This window comes from Mesonia sp. K7 (genome assembly GCF_003233725.1).
GTDB lineage: Bacteria > Bacteroidota > Bacteroidia > Flavobacteriales > Flavobacteriaceae > Mesonia.
Map to the genome: position 1 here is coordinate 93,104 of NZ_QKQV01000008.1, position 18,280 is coordinate 111,383.

Here is an 18,280-nt window from a genome sequence, read left to right on the forward strand (position 1 = left end):
ATGAATAGAAAAATAAATAAGGTAGCAGTCATAGGTTCAGGAATAATGGGTAGCGGTATCGCTTGTCATTTTGCAAATGTTGGCGTAGAAGTTTTATTGCTAGACATAGTTCCTAGAGAACTTAATGAGAAAGAAAAAAACAAAGGGCTTACGCTAGATAACCCGATAGTGAGAAATAGAATTGTAAACGATTCACTGCAAAGTGCAATCAAATCTTCACCTTCTCCTATTTACGACAAAAGCTTTGTAAATAGAATCACTACCGGAAATCTTGAAGACGATATTGCCAAGGTAAAAGACGTTGACTGGATTATAGAAGTTGTAATCGAACGACTTGATATAAAAAAGCAAGTCTTTGAAAATTTAGAGAAACACAGAACACCTGGCACACTTATCACAACTAATACTTCAGGAATTCCAATAAAGTTTATGAATGAAGGTAGAAGTGAAGATTTCCAACAACACTTCTGTGGAACCCACTTTTTTAATCCAGCAAGATATTTACAATTATTCGAAATAATTCCTGGACCAAATACAAAACCAGAAGTAATAGATTTTCTTAAAGAGTATGGTGAAAAACACTTAGGAAAAAAATCTGTCATTGCTAAAGACACACCAGCTTTTATTGGTAACCGAGTTGGTATTTTTAGCATTATGAGCCTATTTCATACCGTAAAAAAAATGGGACTATCTGTAGAAGAAGTAGACAAACTTACAGGTCCTGTTATAGGTCGTCAAAAATCTGCAACTTTTAGAACAGTAGATGTTGTAGGTTTAGATACATTGGTACACGTTGCTAATGGTTTATATGAAAATGTACCAAAAGATGAAAGGCATGAACTTTTTAAAATTCCAGACTACATCCAAAAAATGATGGATAATAAGTGGCTTGGTAGTAAAACAGGTCAAGGTTTTTATAAAAAAGTAAAAGATAAAGAAGGAAACAGCAATATTTTATCATTAGACTTAGAAACATTAGAATATAAAAAGCAAGGAAAAACCAACTTCCCTACTTTAGAACTTACAAAAACCATCGATAATGTTGCAGACCGATTTGAAGTACTAATAAATGGGAAAGACAAAGCAGGCGAATTTTACCGCAAAAGTTTTGCTGCTCTTTTTGCCTACGCTTCTCACAGAATCCCAGAAATAGCAGACGATTTATATAAGATAGACGATGCTATGCGAGCTGGTTTTGGTTGGGAACACGGGCCTTTTCAGATATGGGATGCTGTTGGTATAAAAAAAGGAATAGAGCTTGTTGAGCAAGAAAATTTAGCTGTCGCGGAATGGGTTAATGAAATGATAAATGCAGGGCAAGAATCTTTTTACTCCATCAAAGACGGAAACAAATATTACTATAATCAACAATCTAAAAAACACGAAATTATACCTGGTCAAGACGCCTTTATAATTTTAGACAACATACGTAAAAGCAACGAAGTTTTTTCGAATAGTGGTGTAAACGTACAAGATTTAGGCGACGGCATATTAAATGTAGAATTCACCAGTAAAATGAATTCTATCGGTGGTGATGTTTTAGGAGGTCTCAATAAAGCAATAGACCTTGCAGAAAAAGAATATCAAGGCTTAGTAGTTTCAAACAATGGTAAAAACTTTTCTGTAGGAGCAAATATCGGGATGATTTTTATGCTTGCCGTAGAACAAGAATACGACGAATTGAATATGGCTATCAAGTATTTTCAAGACACCATGATGCGTATGCGATATTCATCAATACCTACAGTTGCCTGTCCTCATAATATGACTTTAGGTGGTGGTTGCGAACTTTCGCTTCACGCCGATAAAGTAGTTGCACATGCAGAAAGCTACATAGGTTTAGTTGAGTTTGGAGTCGGAGTAATTCCTGGCGGAGGCGGCTCAAAAGAAATGACGCTTCGTGCATCAGATACTTATGAAAAAGATGATGTTCAACTCAACCGTCTTAGAGAAAACTTTTTAGCAATAGGAATGGCAAAAGTATCTACTTCTGCCTATGAAGCCTACCATACAAACATCCTTCAAAAAGGCAAAGATATTGTGGTTATAAACAAAGAGAGACAGCTCACTATTGCACAAAAACATGCACAACTCATGGCCGAGAACGGCTATACAAAACCTCAGCAAAGACAAGACATAAAAGTTCTTGGTCAACAAGCATTAGGTGCATTTTATGTTGGAACAGATCAAATGTATGCTGGTAAATACATTAGTGAACACGATAAAAAAATTGCAAACAAACTAGCATATGTTATGGCTGGTGGAGATATCTCTATGCCAAACACCCTAGTAAGTGAACAATATTTGCTAGACCTAGAAAGAGAAGCGTTTTTATCACTCACAGGCGAAAGAAAAACACTAGAACGCTTACAGCATATGTTAAAGAAAGGTAAGCCACTTAGAAATTAAGAGGTGAAAAATAGAAAGTATCATTAACTGTATAAATGTAGATTGTATAATGAATTATTTTAGAGATTTAAAGGTGTGGCAAAAATCTATTGCTTTAGCAAATAGCATTTATGATAGTAGCCAACGATTTCCAAAAGAAGAAATCTATACTTTAACTTCACAAATTAGAAGATCTGCAGTATCCATCCCTTCAAATATTGCTGAAGGTTGCGGAAGAAATACTAATAAAGATTTTAATAAGTTTTTGGGGATTGCCTTAGGATCTTCCTTTGAGTTAGAAACTCAATTAATCATTGCTTTACAACAAAGTTATATGGAAGAAGCTCAATTCAAAGACATTGAAAGTGAATTACAGCATATCCAAAATATGATTATCAAATTACAATCTACTTTATAACTATATACATTATACAAAAAACAATATACAAACACATAAAAATGAACAAAACAGCATATATCGTAAAAGCATACAGAACTGCAGTAGGGAAATCATCACGTGGTGTATTTCGATTCAAACGTCCAGACGATTTAGCAGCAGAAACGATTAATTATATGATGAACGAGTTGCCAGAATTTGACAAATCTAGAATAGATGATGTCATCGTTGGTAATGCAATGCCAGAAGCAGAACAAGGACTAAATGTTGGGCGGCTTATCTCACTTATGGGTCTTAACACTGTAGATGTTGCCGGAATGACCGTAAACAGATATTGTGCCTCTGGGTTAGAAACTATTGCTATTGCCAGTGCAAAAATACAAAGCGGAATGGCAGATTGTATTATTGCTGGCGGTGCAGAAAGTATGAGCTACATCCCAATGGGAGGTTATAAACCAGCACCCAATTATGATTTAGCAAAAGAAGGTAAAGAAGATTATTATTGGGGAATGGGTTTAACAGCTGAAGCTGTTGCCAATAAGTATAAAGTTACCCGAGAAGATCAAGACGAGTTTGCATTTCAATCGCATCAAAAAGCTTTAAAAGCTCAAGCAGAAAATAGATTTAAAGACCAGATTGTCCCTATTGATATAGAAGAAATCTATTTTGAAAATGGTAAAAAGCAAACTAGAAATTATACTGTAAACCAAGATGAAGGGCCAAGAGCAGATACATCTCTAGATGCTTTAGCAAGACTAAGACCCGTTTTTGCTCAAGGCGGAAGTGTCACCGCAGGAAACTCTTCACAAACCAGTGATGGAGCTGCTTTTGTAATGGTAATGAGTGAGAAAATGGTAAAAGAACTAAACTTAGAACCCATCGCACGACTAGTTAGTTTTACAGCCGTTGGTGTTGAACCTAAAATTATGGGAATTGGACCTGTAAAAGCTATACCAAAAGCTATAAAACAAGCTGGTTTACAACAAAAAGATATTGAATTGATAGAGCTTAACGAAGCTTTTGCTTCACAATCATTAGCTGTAATTAGAGAATTAGATTTAGACAAAGAAAAACTAAATGTAAATGGTGGTGCAATCTCATTAGGGCATCCTTTAGGTTGCACAGGAGCAAAATTATCCGTTCAAATTTTTGATGAAATGAAAAAAAGAAAACTAAATAATAAATATGCTATGGTAACCATGTGTGTAGGAACAGGACAAGGTGCTGCGGGTGTTTACGAAGTATATTAAAAAATAAAGTTAAACAATGGAAACTCAAGACAAAGAAAATTTATTAAGAGGCGGGCAATTTTTAGTCAAAGAAACTGCCTGTGAAGACATTTTTACTCCAGAAGATTTCAATGAAGAGCAAAAAATGATGAAAGAAACGGTACAAGAATTTGTAGACCGTGAAATATGGCCTCATAAAGAACGTATCGAACATAAAGATTACGAACTCACCGAAGAAATCATGAAAAAAGCTGCAGAGCTTGGCTTTCTAGGCGTTGCTGTACCAGAAAAATACGAAGGTCTTGGTATGGGCTTTGTCTCTACTATGCTTGTTTGTGATTATATTTCTGGAGCGACAGGCTCTATTGCTACTGCTTTTGGAGCCCATACAGGTATCGGAACAATGCCGATTGTACTGTATGGTACTGATGAACAAAAAGCCAAATACGTACCAGATTTAGCTACTGGAAAAAAATTCGGAGCATATTGCCTTACAGAACCTGGAGCAGGAAGTGATGCCAATTCAGGGAAAACTAAAGCAGTTTTGTCTGACGACGGAAAACATTACCATATTTCTGGACAAAAAATGTGGATTTCTAACGCAGGCTTTGCAAGCATATTTATTGTTTTTGCAAGAATTGAAGATGATAAAAACATAACTGGTTTTATTGTAGAATTTGACAAAGAAAACCCAAATGGTATCACCTTTGGAGAAGAAGAAAAAAAATTAGGTATCCACTCCTCTTCTACTCGACAAGTATTTTTTAATGAAACAAAAGTACCTGTTGAAAATATGCTCTCTGAAAGAGGAAACGGATTTAAAATTGCTATGAATGCCTTAAACGTAGGTAGAATAAAATTAGCTGCAGCTTGCTTAGATGCACAACGTAGAGTGATTGACGGTTCTGTAAAATATGCAAACGACAGGGTTCAATTTAAACAACCTATTTCTAGTTTTGGTGCAATTAAATCAAAATTAGCCGAAATGGCTACTTCTGCTTATGCAGGAGAGTCAGCTTCGTACAGAGCTGCAAAAAATATTGAAGATCGTATCACAATTCGACTTGAAGAAGGCAACTCACATGCCGAAGCAGAATTAAAAAGTGTTGAAGAATATGCTATTGAATGTTCGCTTCTTAAAGTAGCTTGTTCAGAAGATATTCAAAATTGTAGTGATGAAGGAATACAAATTTTTGGAGGAATGGGTTTCTCTGCAGATACACCTATGGAAGCTGCTTGGAGAGACGCTAGAATTTCTAGAATATACGAAGGTACAAACGAAATAAACCGTATGCTTTCTGTAGGAATGCTCGTGAAAAAAGCAATGAAAGGTCATGTAGATTTACTTGGTCCTGCTACAAAAGTAGCCGATGAACTCACAGGAATTCCTTCATTTGAAACACCAGATTATTCAGAACCACTTTCTGAGGAAAAAGATATGATTAAAAAGCTGAAAAAAGTCTTTTTGATGGTGGCTGGAAGTGCAGTACAAAAGTATGGTCCTGAGCTAGAAGAACACCAGCAACTCTTATTAGCTGCTGCAGATATTTTACTTGAAATTTATATGTCTGAATCGACCATTTTAAGAACAGAAAAAAATGTAAAGCGATTTGGTGAGGAAGCTCAAAAAGAGCAAATCGCTATGGCAAAATTATATTTATACCACGCAGTTGACACAATCAACCAGAAAGCAAAAGAAGGTATTGTTTCTTTTGCCAGTGGTGATGAGCAACGTATGATGCTTTTAGGTTTAAAGCGATTTACAAAATATCAAAATCTTCCTAATGTAGTTGAGCTCAGAAATACAATTGCTAAAAAACTAATCGCCGAAAATGGTTTTGTTTACTAAGCGACACGTAGTTTGATTAAGTTTAGTTGTTTGAAGAGCTCCACTTTCGTGGAGCTTTTCATTTATAGTCTTCAAGTTTTCTAAATTGAAGAGAAAAATGTAATTTAACCTCAAATAAGCCGTTATGAAAAACCATATTCTTTCAATTCTTCTTTTATGCTTTTTATTTTCAAATTCATACGGATTTCAACAAGATTCTATACCAAAGAAAGAGCAAAAACTTCCTACAAAGAAAAGAGTGATTGATACGCTAAGCGATGAATTCAAAGAAAATCCTCTTAAAGAATATAACGAGGCATATTACATCGTCAATCGCCTGAACAAAGCTTTAGGTTTTCCACCAAATCAAATCAATTTACAAACACCACAAGCAACCTTAGAGCATTTTATCATTCAGTCACGGAACAATAATTTTGAAAATGCAGCCTACGCACTTAATGTTAATTTATTGCCTGATGATATCACAAGTGAAGAAATTTCCACTTTAGCGGAGAAGCTATATTTTGTACTCAACCAACGCATTAAAATCGATTGGCATGATATTTCTGATAGACCAGACGGGCAAGTAGATATTACGACAACAACCAACCAAAGTGTCGCCGGAAAACCAAGAAAAAGCATCACTTTTGGGGTTATTACGGTAGATGGCCGCGATATAGAGTTTCGCTTACAGCGAATTAAGTACCAAAACGAAGGGCCTATTTGGTTGATTTCTTCAAATACGGTCGAAAATATAGAGGAGCTTTACGAAATCTATGGTCCTCGAAAACTAGACTTAATGATACCCAGTTGGGCAAGTTTTGACATTCTAAATGTACCCGCTTGGAAGATTTTTGGTACACTCGTTTTACTTTTTCTAGCATTTGTTATAGGTAGATTGACCAACTTTATCATCAATCGTACAACACGAAATTCAGAAAAAAAATGGGTGACTAATTTTGCTAAAAAGCTTGCCAAACCTGCAGGAATTGCTATAGGAATATTGTTTTTCTATATTTTACTCAACGAACTTATTTCCTTTACAGGAAAATTTGCAGTGGCGCTCTACACGACAATTCTTATTGCAGTTATTGCTTCGATCACTTGGTTTGTGATGCGACTTATCGACTATTTACTTATTCACACCATCGAAGAAAATATTGGTGATACCAATCCCGAGGGAAACGATGAAGCGAGAATGAAACTCACTTATATTTCTGTCGCTCGAAGAATTACTACTTTCATCGTTACTATTATTGGTATTATTGTAATTTTATCACAGTTTGAATCTTTTGAAAAACTAGGTATTTCGCTTTTAGCTTCCGCTGGATTAGCTACCGTAATTTTAGGAATCGCGGCTCAAAACACTCTAGGAAATATTATCGCGGGAATACAGATTGCGATGACAAGACCGGCAAAAATTGGAGACACTATTATTGTAGATGATGATTGGGGTTATGTCGAAGATATTAAGTTTACCTATATGGTTGTGCGAACTTGGGACTTACGTCGATTAGTTGTTCCTCTGCAATATCTAATTTCTAATGTTTTTGAAAACTGGTCGATGACAAGTCCACACCAAATACGCTCTATCTTTTTACATGCCGATTATCGCATCGATGTAAAAAAGCTAAGACAAAAATTTAAAGAGTTAGTAGAGGCTGAAGATCTCTGGGATGGTGAAAACGACCCGATATTACAAGTAGTAGATGTAACCGAAAAAACCATCAAAATCAGAGCTTTATGTAGCTCAAAAGATGCTACACATACTTGGGATTTACACTGTATCTTACGCGAAAAAATGGTAGCATATATTTGCGAACTTGAGGAAGGAATCCATTTACCAACTGTCAGAGCAAAAATTCAGGAAAATAATTAAAAATCATGAAGAATAAATTTTACACTTGTATTGTGGTATTATTCTTTTTGTTAACGAATAAGAATTATTCACAACAACAAACAAATCTTTATAAAATTGTTGATGAAGTGTCCAGCAAAAGAATTGAAAGCGATGTTAGGAAACTAGCTGGTTTTGGTACTCGAAACACTTTTAGCGACACTACCTCTAGAACTCGAGGGATTGGAGCTGCTCGAAGGTGGATAAAAGCAGAGTTTGAGCAAATTGCTGCAAACTGTAACAATTGTCTAGATGTTTTCTATCAATCGATTACAGTTACACCAGAAGACGGAAATAGAATTCCACATAATGCTAAAATTGTAAATGTAGTAGCGATACAGAAAGGAACTCGCTTCCCAAACAATTATATTATTATGAGTGGTGATATAGATTCTAGAGCAAGTAACACCACAAATTTTACAATCGATGCGCCAGGTGCAAACGACAATGCAAGCGGAATGGCTGGAACTATCGAAGCTGCACGAGTTCTTTCTAAGTATGATTTCGAAAATAGCATTGTATATGTTGGTCTTTCAGGGGAAGAGCAAGGTCTTTTTGGAGGCAAAGGCTTAGCTGAATATGCTCAGAAAAATAATTGGAATATAATTGGTGTCCTCAATAACGATATGATTGGTAATATTGAAGGTGTGGATGGTGTTATTGATAACAGAAGCTTTAGAATATTTTCTGAACCTGTTCCTCCTACAGAAACTGAAAGAGAAAGAACTATGCGACGATATTATGGTGGTGAAGTAGATGGAATTTCTAGACAATTAGCTCGTTATATTTACTCAACTACAAAAAACATTATGCCCGAAATGAACCCGATGATGATATATCGATTAGATAGATTTGGTCGCGGTGGGCATCACAAACCTTTTAACGACTTAGGTTTTGCAGGTGTTAGAATTATGGAGGCTCATGAAAACTACAATAGACAACATCAAGATGTTAGAACAGAAAACGGAATTAAATATGGCGATGTCATAGAAGGTGTTAATTTTGAATATGCAAAAAAAATCACAGCTGTAAATGCTATAACTTTAGCAAGTTTGGCGTGGGCTCCAGAGGCTCCTAAAAATGTTTCTATTGGAGGTGTTGTAGAACCTTCAGCCAAATTAAAATGGGTAAAATCTAAAAATCCTAATATTTTGGGTTACAAAATTTATTGGCGTAAAACCACTTCTCCTACTTGGGATTATTCTAGGTATGTTGGAAATGTTTCAGAATTCACTTTAGATGGTGTTGTTATCGATAATTTTTACTTTGGTGTGGTTGCTGTCGGAAAAAATGGTTACGAAAGTTTAGTGAGCTTTCCCTCTTCTGTTTTTTAACTGTTAAAACCTTAAGAATTCAGCTGTAAAATTTAAATCAAGATTAACGTTAGCAGCTTTATAATCACTAACTTATTGTTTATTTTTATTGAAAATTAATACTAAAAAAACAATGAAAATGAAAAAAGGAAATTTATTAGCAGGAATCGCTTCAGGAGCAGTTCTAGGAGCAATCGCAGGAATTTTATTCGCACCAAAAAAAGGGGCTGATACCAGAAAGCAAATTGTAGATACCACTAACGATTATGCCGACAACGCAAAAGAAAGAATAAATCGTGCGAAAAGTTCTATCGAAAACAAAATTGAAGCTTTAAAAGCAAAAAAAGATGCAGCTATGGCTGACACAAAAATTGAAGAGCTTGCTCACAATGGCAAAGCAAAATTACACGACGAGTTAGCTTAATCTTAAGCACCAAATAATTAGCCGCTATTTATAGCGGTTTTTTTTATCCCAAATTTTCTCTAGAGTGCTTAATGGCTTCTTCACTATTTCTAAAATAGCAAGTTTTTACGCCTAAACCATCAAGGTTTTTAATAATTTGATTTACTTTTTTTAATGGGTGTTTTCTGGTTTGTCTGATATAAACCGTACTGATATTATTCGGAAAAATTATAGAAATATCTTGATATATGTAAGGATCCTGTTGTGAGTCGTCACCCAAAAGCACAAATCTAAGCTCTGGATAAAATTCGACAATATGTCTTATCTTATAATATTTATGTTGGTGATCACCTCGACCAGTGGCAATAAAATCTCGAAGTCCCGATTTGATGGTTTTTAGTTGTAAAACAGCTTTAGGAAAATTATGAATTTTAGTAAACTCCACAATAAAATTATACAAATTCCACTCACTGCTACTTACATAGAAAAAAGCATTATTGGTATCATTATCTTTTCTGCCTAAGCTATTTAGAAATCGGTAATGCTCCACCACATTTTCAAAAACCTTTCGCTTATTAACATTTCGCGTAAGCATTACATAAAGTTTTTTAAAAAAACTTTTTGAATGTGACACTAAAAAAGTATCGTCTATATCAGAAATAATACCGTATTCTCCAGGATAGGGTTTTACAAATTCTCCTGTTTCTGTTTTTATTTCACCATCTAATTTTACTTCTATTTCAAATTGATGCCAACCCGCATCAATGTCTATATTTTTATAAGGAATCATCAATCTAAAATGCCCATCATCCAAGGTTTTACTTTGCACTTCCAGATCTTTATACCGAAAAACAATCACTGCTTTATTTTCGGTTTTTATCCGAAACATCCTAATGACTTGCCAGATGTGCTTGTACCAGGGTTTGTCTAACTTAAAAACATCGGGGGCATTCTTTTTAAATACATGACCGAGAATTAGTATTTTTCGTTCATTGGCATAACCTCGGTAAATCTTGATATCGAAACTCATTTTTTATAAAAAGTATAACACTCAAATTCGTCAAAAAAAGATAATTTTCAAAACAAATAAGCTATTCTTATGAAAATTTTAATGGTAATCAACCCTATTAGTGGTGACGAAGATAAAGATCACCTCATCGATTTGGTAAAATCTAAAACCGATAAAGAAATAGATATTTTTAAAACTTCTGGTGAAGAAGACTGTAAAAAAATTAGTCAACAGCTAGAACAAAACGATTACGAAAGAATTTTGGTGGCTGGTGGTGACGGAACTATAAAATTGGTTGCCGAATCGATGGATTCCCATCAAATTCCTATTGGCATTATTCCTTTAGGTTCTGCCAACGGTTTAGCTACCGATCTCAATATTCCGCTAGAAGAAGAAGCATACATCAATATCGCTCTTGGCGAAAACAAACGAACAATTGATGCAATCAACATCAACGATGAGCTTTGCCTACACATTAGTGATTTAGGCTTGAATGCCGAATTGATAAAAGAATACCAAAACGGAAAAGTTAGAGGAAAATTAGGTTATGCCCTAAAAACCATTCCAACGTTATTTAAAAATCAAGGGGCTTTTAATTTTACAATCATCACAGACGAGAAAGAAATTCACCGTTACGGAATTATGTTGGCGATTGCTAACAGTAGAAAATTTGGTACCGGAGCCATCGTTAATAAAAACGGAAAAATAGACGATGGTATTTTTGAACTACTCATTTTCAAGAGCTTAGACGTTATTGAGATTTTAAAAACATTAGACGAAGAAGCAGAAATCTCTCCCGAATTTCTTGAGATTATTCCTTCAAAAAAAGTAAAAATCAAGACAGTAAAAAAAATTGATTTTCAGATAGATGGCGAATATTTAGAGAGCACTAACGAAATTAATGCCGAGATTTTACCAAATCGTCTCACCGTTTTTTGTTAAGGTTTTATAAAAACAATTCACTAAGACTAAATAACTTTTTACTTTTATCGAAAAGAAAAACAACTTTATGAAAAGAATCAATTTAATTCTGGTTTTATCGATTTTATTTGCCTTCACAGCGTGTAAAAACGACACTAAAAAAGACGAAAACATCGACGAAGCCGAACAAACAGACAGCCTTCTACAAGAAGAAGTAAAAGAAGAAAAAATCGTTTTGACTAAACTTTCTGGTTCTCCAGCATACGCAGAAGCAAGTTTAGCGATGAACATGCCCAAAGACAAAGTTAAGGCAGGCGAAGTAGATTTCGATTTTGCGGTCAACAATTATGAACTTGGTGCACAAACACAACCTAAATCTCCAAATGGCTTAGCAGCTTCAGATAAAGGGCAACATATTCATCTAATTATAGACAACGAACCTTACTCTGCTCATTATGACCCAAAATTTAAAAAAGAAATGAGCGAAGGTGATCACGTTGTTTTAGCCTTCTTATCTAGATCTTATCACGAAGCCGTAAAAAACGCCAATTCTTATGTAGTTAAAAAGATTTCGGTAGGAAATGTTACTGATGCTAATAAAATGGATTTCGATCCAAAAGGCGAGCACTTATTTTACAGCAGACCAAAAGGAAGCTATAAAGGAAAAGATACCGAAAAAGTATTATTGGATTTCTTCTTGGTAAATTCAAATTTAGCTGTAGATGGCAACAAAGTTAGAGCTCACATAAACGGACAAGAGTTCATTTTAGACAGCTGGGAACCTTATGTGATGGAAAATTTACCTATGGGTGAAAATACCGTTAGATTAGAACTTTTAGACAAAGATGGAAATCTAGTTAAAGGACCTTTTAACGCTGTTACAAGAACATTTATGTTAGAAGAGTAATTTCTTAAAGCAAAAAAAGATAAAAGCTTCTCGCTTTGAGAAGCTTTTTTTGTACAAAATATTTTACTACCTTAGAAAAACTTTTTTTCCTATATGAAACAACCCGACTTGCTCATTTCAAAACTTCAAGAGAAAGACCCTCAGGCTTTCACAAAGATTTACGAACGTTATTCTGAAAGTACTTATGGCATCATCTACAGTATTGTGAGAGATAAAGAAATTGCCGAAGAAGTTTTGCAAGATGTTTTTATTAAAGTGTGGGAAAATATAGAAAGCTACAATCCTTCAAAAGGTAGGTTTTTTACCTGGCTTCTAAATATCGCTCGAAATACTGCAATCGACAAGACCCGTTCTAAAAGTTTTAAAAACCAAAAGAAAAACTTAAATGCCGATTATTTCGTAAGTATTATTGAACAAAAAACCAGTTTTTCTACAGCTGTAAACGCTATTGGCATCAAGAAATATATAAAAATGGTAGAACCTTACTGTAAAGATATTATCAACTTATTATTCTTTCAAGGCTATACTCAAAAAGAAACCGCAGAAGAACTGCAAACACCTATAGGAACCATTAAAACAAGAAGTAGAAATTGTATAAAATCTTTAAGAAAACTTCTGATTAACGAATGAGTGAAATAAATGATATCATAGAATCTGGCAGTTTAGAACTGTATGTAGTTGGTGCGCTCTCCGAAAAACAAAACGCAGAGATTACTGCTGTTTTAAAACAATACCCTGAAATCGAACAGGAAGTTAACGAGATAGAAAATGCTTTGCTACAACTTTCAGCAGCAGCTTCACCCTATAACCCAGAACAACTTCTTGATCGAATAAAAGCAAAGTTAAACATTGGTGATTCCACGAAAGTGATACCTATACAAAAAGAAGACAACAAGACAAAAGTATTGATGTGGTTAGGTTGGGTTGCTTCTATTGCTTTACTAATAGGTATTTTCTCTTTATGGAACAAAAACAAAGAATTAGAACAACAAATTGAAGTAGTAGCTACCGAAAATAAAGATTTAGAAACCCAAATCTCAGAAAGTAGAGCTTCGGAAGAAAAAACAAAAGAGTTATTGGCTGTCTTAAGAGACAGAAATATACAAACGGTAGAATTACAAGGGCAACAAATTGCTCCAGAAGCTTTTGCCGCAGTACATTGGGATAAAGAAAACAACAGAGTCTATATAGATGCCAAGCATTTACCAACACCTCCTGAAGGTAAAGAATACCAAGTTTGGTCGTTAACACTAGAACCGCTAACACCTACGAGCATTGGTCTTTTATCTAACTTTGAAAGTGATGAAAACAAAATATTTATTTTAGAAAACATCAATTTATCTGAAGGTTTTGGAATCACATTAGAACCTAAAGGCGGAAGCGCAACACCTACTTTAGAGCAACTATATACTTTAGGGACAGTAGGCTAAAAAAATAAGGTATAAAAAAGAAAAAGGGTTGTTTATAATAAACAGCCCTTTTTCATACTAACAAAAAAACAAAAACCAAAATTGCATTTGTGAAAAGTAATTACCTTACTTTCTAATACATACGAAAATATAAGTGGTTTGGTTTTTTAAAATTTCGATATTAAAAAATGAATCCTTCAGCTACAGGTTGGCTTAAAAAACATCTTCACCAATTAGAAAAAGATCATGCTATATTTTTTCAGCAACCACAGGCTTTTTACACCTATTTATTAGATTCGGGCTTTATCTATGCCAACAGTATTTCTAGCTTTACCCATCAAAAAAACAGTCGCTGGACAATAGAGGAACTTACCAAAGTAAATCTAATCGATGCACTTATCTATATTGCTCTTCGACGGAATAACACTTTTGAAGTTACTGCAATCGTCACGGATATTTTAGACTTTTATCAGCAAGTAGAGAAAAAAAGCCCCTGGAGTTTTAACTTTCTGCATTTTAAAACCGCGCCTACCGAGAAGTTAGAAAGCATTATTCACCAGCGTATCCAGACCAATGTCACTAAAGTGAAAAAACAATTTAGTCATATCGTAACCAATGCGCTTATTTTTGTAGATGTTTTAGCTTTCGAAAATTACTTGGAAACTAAAGAAAATCCTGCAAAAGCTATTAAAAGACTCGAAGCTGATATCTCGACCTTAGTTTTACAATCGTTAGAATCACGGGCAAAACAAGGCAAATATGATGTTTTGGTAGAAAACCTATTAAAAAATTCACTTCGCTACGACTCGCTGGAAAAGCAACCTAAAGAGGATTTTTTCGAAAAAGAACTTTCTTATTTTACCAAGAGGTACTTTCTCGATTTGGCTTGTGTAACTTTATATAACGACCAAAAAATAGACAGTAAAGAGTTGAAGTTTCTGTTTACTTTCGGAAAAAAATTAGGCTTTGACGGCCAAATCGTCAAGCAGTCTTTGTCTAGAATGCTTTCTTTTTTCGAAAAAAATCAACAAAACATTGCTTATTTTAAGTACAGTAATGCTCTGGGACATTTTTACAACAATACTCAAAGAATGGTCAAGCTTCTGATTATCCGTAACAAAACACGTTTGTTGCAAGAGTTATCAGAAAGTAAAGAACTTGTGGTGTTGCTCACCAAATCTACACACCAAAACCTCAGCAAAGAAGAAAGAAAAAAAGTAAAAAGTCAGTTGTTGGATATTTGTAAATCAATTCCATCTTTAGGAATTTTTATTTTACCAGGCGGAAGTATTTTGTTGCCAATTCTCATTAAATTTATTCCACAGCTTTTGCCTTCTGCCTTTGATGAAAACAAATTAGAAGAATAAATTATTGCGCCAACCAGTCTTTAAAGTCTTTAACACGTTCTCTGCTTACAATTACCTCATTATCTTTTAAGTTGGTTATTTTTAACTGCAAACGACTATTGGAATAGTTTATCATATCTTCGATGGCCTTGATCTGTATAATATATTTTCTACTAATTCTAAAAAAAATATTGGGGTTAAGTTCTCCTTCCAATTTTTCTAACGGCTGATCCAGTAAATAATTCCTACCCTCAAAAGTGTGTAGGTAAGTTCCTTTATTTTCACTATAAAAACATGAGATTTCCTCTATCGGAAACATTTTTAAATGCTGTCCAACTTTTGTCACAAAACGTTTTTTATAACTTTTTTGTTGATGAACCAACATGTTTTTTAACTCTGTTATGGGCAAATCGGCTAAGCGTTGTTGTTTAAACTTAGATAAGGCCTGAGATAACTCATCTTCATCGATAGGTTTTAAAAGATAGTCAACACTATTAAGTTTAAAAGCCTTTAAAGCATACTGATCGTAAGCCGTTGTAAAAATAATGGCGCTTTTTAGCGGAACCTCTTCAAAAATCTCAAAGGAAATACCGTCACTCAACTGAATATCCAAAAAAATCAAATCTGGATGAGGATGCTCCAGCAGCCAAGCAATCGATTCGTTTACAGAATGTAACACAGTACCTACTTCTACTCCTATTTCGCTTAGCATTCGCTGCAGTCTTCTCGCCGAAGGCTTTTCGTCCTCAATAATAATTGCTTTCATACACTTGATATTACTCCCATCGTTGTTGAGCCATTTCCTCTTCCTCTTTCATATACTTTTCTATTTTCTTTTTTTCCCAATTTTTATCAAAAAAAGGATTGATTCTAAATGCACTAGCCGCATTAAAAGCTATACCTATTCCCCAACCCAATGCTGGCCAAAGTACCCACGGATAGGTATCAAAACCGTGTTTAAAATTTAAAAATGCCAAAAAACCGATGACTAAGCCGTAAGCAATAAAATGCATATAAAAGTCTTTGATGTCTTTTACCCGTTGTTTTGCTTCTAAGTAGCGTCTTTCTTGATTAGTGTCCATAATTATTCGTTTTTAAAGTTATTATCTTCCATAAATTGTTTCATCTTTCTTTTTTCCCATTCTTTTCCAAAGAGAAAATTACGATCAAAAGCTTCCATATAATGAAAAAACAAGCCTATTCCCCAACCACCGGCAGCAAATAAAAACCAAGGAATACCAAAACCAGTGCTCAACCAATTGATGAAAAACAAAAACGGGATGACGATACAATAGGCTGTTAAATTTCCGTAAAAGGCTTTTTCTTCTTTTACACGTTCTTGAGCTCGTTCTAATTTTTCTTTTGTGGTCATATCTAACTCATTTATAGAATTTTTAATGTAATGTACTTGCTTTGTTAGAATGGGTAGTTTTACCAAAAAAGCATCTTTGGATTTTTCAATAATCATTTTTCGTGACGTAAGTAAATGGTAGCGTTGCTGGATGTTCTGCAATCCAAAACCCGCACTTTTACCTATAATATTTTTCTGCTGAAGATTGTTTTTGACCACTAGAAATCCTTTTTCTTCGTAGATGGAGATACTGAGTGGTTGCTCAGGAGAGACCGTGTTGTGCTTGACGGCATTTTCTAAAAGTAATTGTAAGGATAGGGGAACTATCTTAGCTTCTGTATTCGAAATTTTGTTTGGCATAGAAAACCGAATGCTGTTTTCAAATCGCATTTCCAACAAACCAATATACCTTTTGGCAAACTGTAATTCCTCTTCTACTTCGACCAATTCTTTATTTTTTTGTTCTAAAACATAACGGTAGACTTTAGATAAAGAAGTGGTAAATCGTTGGGCAGCATCAGGATTTTCTTCAATCAATGAAGTAAGTACATTGAGGCTGTTAAATAAAAAATGCGGATCTAATTGATTTTTAAGCGCATCAAATTTTGCCGAAGCTGTTCCTGCAATAAGTTTTTGTTCGGTTACTTTTTCTTCCTGAATTGCTTTGTAAAAGTAAAATGCATGTAAAAATAAGCTTACAACCAAAGCAATTAAAAAAGGAAATAAATAATAACGTATGCTCTCTTCTCCGTAAAACTGCTCTAGGCTTTTCGACTGCTCTATCACCACCAAATGAAAAAAGCGACAGACATGAAAAGCTAATAAAGTAACAATCGTCGAACCTATTACCCCTATTGTAAATCGCTTTCTACTTTCGGTCTGCCAATCGTATTTTTTTTCTAACCATACGAAATAGACAAAATTGAATAAGGTAATGGTAAAACAATAGGAGAACTGAATCAATAACATTTTACCATCCAATAAAAGCTTCCAATTAAAATTATTAAAAATAACCTCTAAGCCTACGATAAGCAAAGTGACTGCTATCGATATTTTAAATAATAATATGAAATGTTGTGCTTTCATGAGTTCGTAATTTCAGAACAAATATCTTCTAAGTTTAGATTACTCCAAAATAGAGATGACCCAATTGTAGAATTTAAGGTACGAAATGTAAATTATTCAGAAGTTAATGTTTATGAGCCTTAAAAATCATTTTATACTTTGATGTGTTAATTTAAAGAAAATTTTAGGTTTTTCTTTTGTAACAAACACCATAATTAGCCTTCCTTCTTGAGATATTGTAATTTTTAGATAACCTTAATTTGAACTTCACTTTAGGCTTAAAAACTAATTTTGCTGCAAACTAAAAATACACATTATACTTATGAAAAAAACTTACTTCAGTATTTTAATAGCTTTAGTCTCAATGACAACTTTTGCACAACAAGCTTTAATTACAGGTTATGTAGATTCGCCTTGTAGCGGAGCTGCAGGAAGAGTATTAGAAATTTATGCAGACGGAACCATCGATTTTACAGGCTGGAATATACAAAGACAAGCCAATGGTGGTGGTTATACTACCACAATCGATTTATCTTCACTTGGTACAATCACCGATGATTTTATTTATATTACCAACGACCAAACCACTTTTGAAGCTGAGTTTGGTGTACAGACAAACCTTATAGAAAACTCGGTGATCAGTTCAAACGGTGACGATGCTTTTCAAATCATAGATCAAAACACAACGGTTATCGATAGGTTTGGTGTAGATATGCAAGACGGTTCTGGAGAAGCTTGGGAATGAACTTTCCTGAAATAGGTTGACTAAAAATTAGACCATTAATTATAGTCACTTATGAAAACAAAAAATGAACAC

The 18,280-nt window shown here is 34.3% G+C and carries 17 protein-coding genes; 13 read left to right on the plus strand and 4 right to left on the minus strand.

Features of this window, described 5'->3' with window-relative positions:
- The 7 genes from DNG35_RS07485 to DNG35_RS07515 all read left to right on the plus strand — a co-directional run bounded on the left by DNG35_RS07485 (position 1) and on the right by DNG35_RS07515 (position 9,476).
- The gene (locus DNG35_RS07485; RefSeq protein WP_111127456.1) at positions 1 to 2,409 is read left to right on the plus strand and encodes a 3-hydroxyacyl-CoA dehydrogenase/enoyl-CoA hydratase family protein; all 2,409 of its coding nucleotides are present in this window, start codon (positions 1 to 3) and stop codon (positions 2,407 to 2,409) included.
- A gap of 49 nt (positions 2,410 to 2,458) precedes the next feature.
- Complete coding sequence (locus tag DNG35_RS07490; protein WP_111127457.1) at positions 2,459 to 2,806, plus strand: four helix bundle protein; 348 nt, start codon at positions 2,459 to 2,461, stop codon at positions 2,804 to 2,806.
- Positions 2,807 to 2,847: 41 nt separating this feature from the next.
- Positions 2,848 to 4,035 carry an acetyl-CoA C-acyltransferase gene (locus DNG35_RS07495; protein WP_111127458.1) on the plus strand — a complete coding sequence of 396 codons (1,188 nt, stop codon included), beginning with the start codon at positions 2,848 to 2,850 and terminating at the stop codon, positions 4,033 to 4,035.
- Positions 4,036 to 4,051: 16 nt separating this feature from the next.
- The gene (locus DNG35_RS07500) at positions 4,052 to 5,863 is read left to right on the plus strand and encodes an acyl-CoA dehydrogenase family protein (protein WP_111127460.1); all 1,812 of its coding nucleotides are present in this window, start codon (positions 4,052 to 4,054) and stop codon (positions 5,861 to 5,863) included.
- A 124-nt stretch (positions 5,864 to 5,987) separates the two neighbouring features.
- Positions 5,988 to 7,721: a mechanosensitive ion channel family protein gene (locus tag DNG35_RS07505; RefSeq protein WP_111127461.1), complete on the plus strand. Its 1,734-nt coding sequence runs from the start codon at positions 5,988 to 5,990 to the stop codon at positions 7,719 to 7,721.
- A gap of 5 nt (positions 7,722 to 7,726) precedes the next feature.
- Positions 7,727 to 9,073, plus strand: coding sequence for a M28 family metallopeptidase (locus tag DNG35_RS07510; RefSeq protein WP_111127463.1), 1,347 nt, complete (start codon positions 7,727 to 7,729; stop codon positions 9,071 to 9,073).
- Positions 9,074 to 9,191: 118 nt separating this feature from the next.
- Positions 9,192 to 9,476 (plus strand): YtxH domain-containing protein, encoded by a 285-nt coding sequence (locus DNG35_RS07515; RefSeq protein ID WP_111127488.1) that lies wholly within the window; start codon positions 9,192 to 9,194, stop codon positions 9,474 to 9,476.
- Between the two features lie 43 nt (positions 9,477 to 9,519).
- Here the strand turns inward: DNG35_RS07515 and DNG35_RS07520 are convergent, their stop codons facing one another.
- Positions 9,520 to 10,485 (minus strand): App1 family protein, encoded by a 966-nt coding sequence (locus DNG35_RS07520; protein ID WP_111127464.1) that lies wholly within the window; start codon positions 10,483 to 10,485, stop codon positions 9,520 to 9,522.
- 69 nt (positions 10,486 to 10,554) lie between these two features.
- Between DNG35_RS07520 and DNG35_RS07525 the strand changes: the two genes are divergently transcribed.
- From DNG35_RS07525 to DNG35_RS07545, 5 genes are all read left to right on the plus strand, one after another.
- On the plus strand, positions 10,555 to 11,406 hold the full coding sequence (locus tag DNG35_RS07525; protein WP_111127466.1) for a diacylglycerol kinase family protein: 852 nt from the start codon (positions 10,555 to 10,557) through the stop codon (positions 11,404 to 11,406).
- A gap of 67 nt (positions 11,407 to 11,473) precedes the next feature.
- Positions 11,474 to 12,292: a hypothetical protein gene (locus tag DNG35_RS07530; RefSeq protein WP_111127467.1), complete on the plus strand. Its 819-nt coding sequence runs from the start codon at positions 11,474 to 11,476 to the stop codon at positions 12,290 to 12,292.
- A 93-nt stretch (positions 12,293 to 12,385) separates the two neighbouring features.
- Complete coding sequence (locus tag DNG35_RS07535; RefSeq protein ID WP_111127469.1) at positions 12,386 to 12,922, plus strand: RNA polymerase sigma factor; 537 nt, start codon at positions 12,386 to 12,388, stop codon at positions 12,920 to 12,922.
- Entirely contained in the window at positions 12,919 to 13,722 is an 804-nt protein-coding gene (locus DNG35_RS07540; protein ID WP_111127470.1) for an anti-sigma factor domain-containing protein, read from the plus strand. The genes DNG35_RS07535 and DNG35_RS07540 overlap by 4 nt, the downstream gene beginning before the upstream one ends.
- A gap of 167 nt (positions 13,723 to 13,889) precedes the next feature.
- Positions 13,890 to 15,068 (plus strand): LETM1-related biofilm-associated protein, encoded by a 1,179-nt coding sequence (locus tag DNG35_RS07545; RefSeq protein WP_111127472.1) that lies wholly within the window; start codon positions 13,890 to 13,892, stop codon positions 15,066 to 15,068.
- Between the two features lies 1 nt (position 15,069).
- On the opposite strand, the gene DNG35_RS07550 is transcribed toward DNG35_RS07545, so the two are convergent.
- The 3 genes from DNG35_RS07550 to DNG35_RS07560 are packed head-to-tail and all read right to left on the minus strand — an operon-like array spanning position 15,070 to position 17,484.
- Positions 15,070 to 15,813 (minus strand): LytTR family DNA-binding domain-containing protein, encoded by a 744-nt coding sequence (locus tag DNG35_RS07550; RefSeq protein ID WP_111127473.1) that lies wholly within the window; start codon positions 15,811 to 15,813, stop codon positions 15,070 to 15,072.
- 10 nt (positions 15,814 to 15,823) lie between these two features.
- Entirely contained in the window at positions 15,824 to 16,129 is a 306-nt protein-coding gene (locus DNG35_RS07555) for a 2TM domain-containing protein (RefSeq protein ID WP_111127474.1), read from the minus strand.
- 2 nt (positions 16,130 to 16,131) lie between these two features.
- Positions 16,132 to 17,484 carry a 2TM domain-containing protein gene (locus DNG35_RS07560; protein ID WP_111127476.1) on the minus strand — a complete coding sequence of 451 codons (1,353 nt, stop codon included), beginning with the start codon at positions 17,482 to 17,484 and terminating at the stop codon, positions 16,132 to 16,134.
- 301 nt (positions 17,485 to 17,785) lie between these two features.
- Here DNG35_RS07560 and DNG35_RS07565 point away from each other — a divergent pair, with 301 nt between their 5' ends.
- The gene (locus DNG35_RS07565; RefSeq protein WP_111127477.1) at positions 17,786 to 18,208 is read left to right on the plus strand and encodes a hypothetical protein; all 423 of its coding nucleotides are present in this window, start codon (positions 17,786 to 17,788) and stop codon (positions 18,206 to 18,208) included.
- The last annotated feature ends 72 nt before the right edge of the window (positions 18,209 to 18,280 follow it).